Origin of the sequence: uncultured Candidatus Kuenenia sp. (genome assembly GCF_900696675.1) — a bacterium.
GTDB lineage: Bacteria > Planctomycetota > Brocadiia > Brocadiales > Brocadiaceae > Kuenenia > Kuenenia stuttgartiensis_A.
This window is the reverse complement of sequence record NZ_CAADGZ010000158.1, coordinates 1-6,682: the sequence shown is the minus strand read 5'-3', so window position 1 is coordinate 6,682 and position 6,682 is coordinate 1. Positions and strand designations below refer to the sequence as shown.

The following is a 6,682-nucleotide window of genomic DNA, read 5'->3' as shown; positions in this document are numbered from 1 at the left end:
GAGCGCTCACCAGGATATTTTTTATCTTCTCAACATCATTCCTCGTTTCCTCAGTATACCGTACTAAAAGATCAAATCTCATTACGCCTTCAAGTACCTGAGTGGCTGCTTTACCACCAATGGCTATTTCTATAATATCCTGTACGTCTGAGACGTTGATGCCATAACGGGCAATTGCCTTGCGGTCAATTTCTATCTCTATCGCAGGTAAACCGGTTACCTGTTCCGTCCTTACCTCGCTGGCGCCAGGGACAGACGTAATAACCGCATTGATCTCCCCTGCCTTTGGGAGTAATATTTCGTAGTCTTCACCATACAACCAGATAGCGATATCCGAGCGAACGCCGGCAATCATTTCGCTGACCCGGAGTTCTATGGGTTGAGAAAAGCTATACCTCATGCCGGGAATCTTTTCCAGGTCTTCTTTCATTTTTGCAATGAGCGCTTCCTTTGTCCATCCTTTACGCCATGTACTCTTTGGTTTGAGTATGACAAATACATCGCTGATTTGCTGACCCATAGGGTCGGTTGCTATTTCCGGCCTTCCAGTCTTGGATACTACGGTTTTCACCTCAAGGTATTTCAAAAGGGTCTTTTCTATCAACTTACAGCTCTCCACCGATTCCATCAGTGAGATACTGGGGAGCCGATTGACATTTATAGCAATAGCGCCTTCGTCCAGTTTCGGTATAAACTCGGAACCTAAAAATGGTACAAGAATAAGGCTTAAAAAGAAGCATGAAGCAGCGGCAATGGTTGTTATCACTGGATGGGCTATCGTCTTTTGTAATAAGGGGCCATAATACCTTTTTAGAAATCGAATAACACGATTATCCGTTTCTTCCGATGATACTTCTGTTACCAGACTATGCGTATCGTTTCCTTTCGATTGAAGGGAGGATACCTTCATCTTATGGGCTTTTATGCCTTTTTTAAAAACCACGGAACATAAGGGCGGCATAATAAATAGGGCAACAAAGAGAGAACTAAGGAGGGCAATGGCCATGGTGAAGGCCATAGGTCTGAACATCATGCCTTCAATACCCTGCAGGGTCATAATGGGTAAATATACGATAATAATAATGGCGATAGCAAAGAGAATGGGACGGGCTACTTCTTGTGCAGAAGAGCGTATTACCAGGTCGGAATCGCCGGTTTTCTTTCTGAGAGAAAGTCTTCTGATAATGTTTTCCACCATAACGACAGGGCCGTCAATGATCATGCCAAAATCAAGAGCGCCCAAACTCATTACGGTAGCCGCAATGCCCAGATGATACATACCGGTAAAGGTTAAAAATGCCGTGAGCGGAATAGAGAACGCAAGCAAAAGTGCCCCTCTCCAATTTCCCAGGAAAAGAATAAGCACGCCAATTACCAGGAGAACACCTGTGCCAATGTTGGTAAATACCGTGTGAATAACATTGTTGACCAGGCTTGCCCGGTCATAGAACGGGATCATATCAACACCTTTCGGCAGGCTTTGTCTGATCTCTTTTACCTTCTGTTTTATCGCCTCCACAACAGTGCGGCTATTTTCCCCTTTTAGCATCATGGCAATGCCTGTTACTACTTCCCCTTTGCCATCCCTGGTAACGGCGCCATAGCGGACCTCTGAGCCCAGCTTTACCTCCGCCAGATTTTTAACATAAACGGGGGTACCTTCCCTTGTGGCATGAACTACAATATTCTCAATGTCCTGTATGGTATTGATCAGGCCAATTCCCCGTACCAGATATTGCTCCGAGGCATGTTCTATGTATTGCCCGCCGGCATTGACATTGTTGGCGGTCAGGGCATCAAATACCTGGCGAAGGGTAACGTTGTAAGTGATAAGTTTATTCGGGTCGATTAATACCTGGTATTGTTTTACAAAACCGCCAAAGCTGTTCACCTCGTTGACGCCCGGGATAAGCAGCAGTCGTGGGGTAATCATCCAGTCCTGAATGGTCCTCAGTTCCATGGCGTCCTTATTCTCAGCGGTAACTACATATTGATAGATTTCGCCAAGGCCGGTGCTGACCGGTCCCATTTCCGGTTGGGCGTTTAAGAGTTGAGGGAGTTGTTCCTTTGCAGTTTGCAACCGTTCCAGCACCAGTTGGCGGGCAAAATAAATATCGATGTTGTCTTCAAAAAAGACAAGCACCTGGGAAAGCCCGGTTTTTGAAAGTGACCGTATTTCTTTCACCCCCGGCAAACTGCTCATGGAGAACTCGATGGGAAACGATATGAGTTTTTCCATTTCAACCGGTCCGAGCCCCGGCACTTCGGTATTGATTTGTACCTGGTTGGGTGATATATCGGGGACTGCGTCAATGGGCAGCTTTTTCAGGCAAAATATACCGAGTCCGATAATGGCGCATACGGTAAGAATAATCAGAAATTTCTGCTGTAATGTACCTTCAATCAGTTTGTTCAACATACGTTTAATGTCCTCCACATCCTTCGCCAAATTTTTCTTTCATCGTTTCGGATTTAAGCAGGAAACCTCCTTTGACAACCACCGGGTCGTTTTCCTCTAAACCACTGAAGACTTTTACATACCCGTTCAACCGCGTTCCCAGTATCACGTTGCGCCGAATGAAATAGCCGTCTTTGAGTGGCACAAAGACGAATCGCTCCTGCCCATCAACCTGTACCGCTTCTTCCGGTAATCCAACAGCGCTTTTGGCATCATCTACCTGAAGCAGCACCCTTGCAAACATACCGGGTTTCAATTTTTCGTGATGATTAGCAACCTCGATACGGACCTTTACGGTGCGTGTCTTTTCGTCTATGGTGTTCCCGATATAAGTCACGTTCCCTTCGAACTGTTCTTCCGGATAAGAAGCTACCGATACCATCGCCTTATTTCCCATTCTTACCTTTGGAATATCCTTCTCATAGACGTCAAACCATACCCACAGTTGTGTGAGGTCTGCGATGGTAAGCATCGGATCAAAGGCATTTTTGAGTTCGCCAACCGCGACCTTCTTGTCAATAACGGTTCCATCAAAAGGGGCGGTGAGCGTAAATAACGAAGATACATGTTTCTCCGCTTTTGCCGTGTGCTTTATATCCACTTCTTCCTGATCCATCAGGAGCAGTTTTTCCTGCATCTGTCTAATGCTCCCTTCTTCCTGACCCATGAGAAGCAATTTTTCCATCAGGGCATTTAATTCTATGTGTGACTGTTCGTGGGCATTCTCCGCATCAAAGAAATGTTTTCCCGAAGTAATATTTTTTCCGTAAAGTTCCTTTTCTCTCGAATAATTCTTTTCCGCCAGTTTCAGCATGGCCGCAGCCTTCAGGTAATCCGCCCTTGCTTCGCCGAGTTCTATACTATCCAATAGCGCTAATTTCTGCCCTTCCTTTACCTGATCTCCCCAATCAACAAATACTTCTTTCACTACCCCTGATATTCTTGGCGAAACTATAACAAAACGATCCTGGTTGGGTCCCACTTCTCCGGTTGCCTCATGCGTAATACCAATATCCATGGGCATTCCTTTGCCAATGATAACGATTTCATCCAAAAGAGACGGGTCAACCTTGACGACGCCAACTTCATAACGGCATTCATCACATTTGATAATTGATACATCATGTTCGCATTCTTTTTTCAAAAGTTTTTCGTAGAGTTCATGCCCAGAATCTGTACTATTCAAAAAATTTTCCCCGGCTGAAGTACTATGATCATGATTATTTTCATCTTTGTTTGTCTGTTCCCGGATATGTTCGTCTTTTTCCCCACACGACTTTTCGCATGCATGTTCATCTTCTCTCTGGGCAAAAGTATCTGTTACCGGTAAAAAACTGATAAAGAAAAGAATAATACCCCATAAAATAATGGTTTTACGAGGGTTGTGCATCCGTAAATAAATACAATAATTCACCATGTTCTCCTTATAAGAAAGTGTCATATGCTCATTATTATTTCCCTATTTTGATAACTGCCAGTCTTTCGATATCGGCTATTATCAGGTTTAGTTGTTTTATTACTTCGATATATGATACCCTTGTATCTGCCCAGATTCTCTGAGTATCCAGCAGGTCTATATAATCGAACTCACCCTCTTTATATCCATTTGTAATTAAGGAGAGGGCCTTTTCTGTGCCTGGCAGAATCTTGTTTTTAAATTCAATTAGGCGTCTCCTTTCAATATTGTACAGGTTGAAATTCTTTTTTAACTCGAACAGCATTTGCTGATAAACCGACATGCTTTCGTTTTTTGCCTTTCTCGAAAGGGCTTTGCCTTTTTGTATGTTTCCCTGGTTACGGTTGAAAAAAGGGGCGGGTATCCCCAGGCTGAATTGAATGGTATCAGCGTCTTCCTGCGAAAGTCTTTTATAGCCGGCAGATACGGTGATATCCGGTATGGCCTGTCTTTGTTCCAGCAGTAACCCGGCTTCCGCTATTTCTATATTCTTTTCAGACACCCTGAGAAGCGGCTGATTATTTTTCATACTCTGTTCAAGTTCATGAAACGACAATTCCATGGGTGTCGTTATCAGTTTTCCGGTGATATCAAAATCGGTTGCCTCCGGGATACCCATGATCGTTTGCAATTCCCTGAAAGAGTTTTGCAACTCTCCTTCAGTCCGGGAAACCAGATTTTTTGCCTTTGAAAATTCCACCTCTGCCCTGAATACATTGGTAAGTGCAACCTCTCCCGCTTCAAACCGTGTCTTTTCACTTTCATAAATATCTTTCGATATCTTTTCCGTTTCCTTTGCTACCGAGTGACTTTCCTGACCTGCTAACACCTTGTAAAATGCCTTTTTTGTATCAGCAATAACACTGAGGAGAAAGGAATCCCGTTCAAATTCGTTTTTCTCCTTTGCTTTTTCGCTTACTTTTATTGCAAGGCCTCTTTTCCCTCCGGTAATGATGGGCTGGGTTATTGATACCTGGTTTTGGCTCTCATTCAACCCTATCTCATCTGTAGGCATTTCTTCCGTCAGAAAGTTAATTACCGGATTTGGGTAGAGTCCAGCCTGTTTCAATGAGCCAATTTGTGCTTCTACCTGATCTTTCATTGATTGCAGTTCTGGGTTTCTTTCAAGAGCAATGTCTATTGCCTCTTTAAGAGAAATTGCTTTAGCCGGCGTTTGTATATCGTTCCCACAGACGATTTCATGGCAAGAGCAAAAATAAATAAACGAGCAAACAAGGAGAAGATGATACTTAGAAATACACCGTTGAAAATTATGCCTGTTAAAAAAATGTGTGAACATACCATGTCCCTTTGTAAAAAAAAATACAATCAAATAGTATCAGTTCAATAAATAGGTAAACCCGCACAAAGGTAAGCATCTATAAGGTTTATACGAAGAATGTAAATGCATTACCCCTATTTATTGAGACAACACGGGAAAGTGCCATTTGTAGTGCGGCGAGCCTCGTCGCACTACATGAATTTAACGTAACTTCTCAATAAATTAAGGTTTTTATAATAATAATTTCCACAGTCTACAGTCCACAATTTGCCGTCTGTAGATTGCCGGTTGCCGGTTGCCGACTGCTAATTGTTGATTGCCGACTGTACAGCATTCCCGTACCTGCATGTCAAATAAACTGATAACATACCGGTAGAAAAAGATTATGCTATTGCCATTTTGGGGAAATAGTGTCCCTGTGAAGCGTTAAAATTAAATAATGAGTAGAAAATCAGAAAGGTTATGCGATTGTTCGCGGTGGGCGAAATATAATGGTTTGAAAAATAGCGTTAAAGCGGTTTGTAGGGATGAACGCACAATTGCCAATGAGGTCCATGTGCGTATTTGAATGATAATGGGATGTGTATAAGATAAGATTATGTGCGCAAAGCACACAACAGGTGGAACAGTGTGAAGCATTTCCGGGGGCTGCAGTATGATCATTATCAGAGGAAGAGACAACAGAAGGTTCTTCATTGCAATGTGAAGTACCTTCTTCCGTGCATCCCAATAATAAACAATCACCCGGCAATATGCATAAGAGAAACCACACTGCCAGAATGCTATAGAATATTTTTCTTAATAAAGACTTCCGGGTAAAAAATTTCATTTTTTCTTTTCGTACAATAACGACAAAAATACTCCATTAAGCGTATGATGAAGGTTGTCAATCTTTACGTTTTCATAATAATCCACAAACAAATAGAAATGCAAGTTCTAAAAATAATTATAGTATAACTTTTTTGGTAACACTTTAGTTTTTTGAAAAATTCCCGGGATAGAAAAAATACCATGTAGCCCTGTTAGGGGCGGTCTGTTTGTAGCGCAATAAAATTCAATAAGGTAAATAGCTCCGTAGGAGCGGCCTGTCCGTATTCAGGTAGAACTGTTTATATGGATTTACAAGAGACAGGTCGCTCCTACGGAGCTTATAGGTAGTAAATTTTTCAAAAAACTAAAGTGTTACGACTATAGTGCTACAAAGTTTTTCATTATGCCGTTAACCCACCCCTTAATCCCCTCCCAAGAGGGGAATTTGAGACGTCCCCTCCTGGGAGGGATTTAGCTGAAAGTGAAAATCAATAGTCGAATAGTATTAGCGGATGAGCCTGTAGTAGCAAAAAAATCTCTTTTTTCACCGCATAAAGCTATAGCTTTTTATTCACAAAATGATAAATTGTAGGGGCGAAGCATTTGCCTGCACAGGGAACAAAGACGTAAAACGTTGTCTGTATATGCGCCGGCACCGTTCCATTGAACGAGTATA

General features: G+C 42.5%; 4 protein-coding genes. All 4 read right to left on the bottom strand.

Features of this window, described 5'->3' with window-relative positions; all coding sequences use genetic code 11:
* Positions 1 to 2,419: CusA/CzcA family heavy metal efflux RND transporter (locus tag QZT26_RS15640; protein WP_295103474.1), on the bottom strand; the 2,419-nt coding region annotated here is incomplete at its 3' end.
* A 4-nt stretch (positions 2,420 to 2,423) separates the two neighbouring features.
* Positions 2,424 to 3,899 carry an efflux RND transporter periplasmic adaptor subunit gene (locus tag QZT26_RS15635; RefSeq protein WP_295103471.1) on the bottom strand — a complete coding sequence of 492 codons (1,476 nt, stop codon included), beginning with the start codon at positions 3,897 to 3,899 and terminating at the stop codon, positions 2,424 to 2,426.
* A 10-nt stretch (positions 3,900 to 3,909) separates the two neighbouring features.
* A complete protein-coding gene (locus QZT26_RS15630; protein ID WP_295103469.1) occupies positions 3,910 to 5,214 on the bottom strand; it encodes a TolC family protein in 1,305 nt (434 codons plus the stop codon).
* Positions 5,215 to 5,656: 442 nt separating this feature from the next.
* The gene (locus tag QZT26_RS15625; RefSeq protein WP_295103466.1) at positions 5,657 to 6,025 is read right to left on the bottom strand and encodes a hypothetical protein; all 369 of its coding nucleotides are present in this window, start codon (positions 6,023 to 6,025) and stop codon (positions 5,657 to 5,659) included.
* Positions 6,026 to 6,682: the final 657 nt, after the last annotated feature.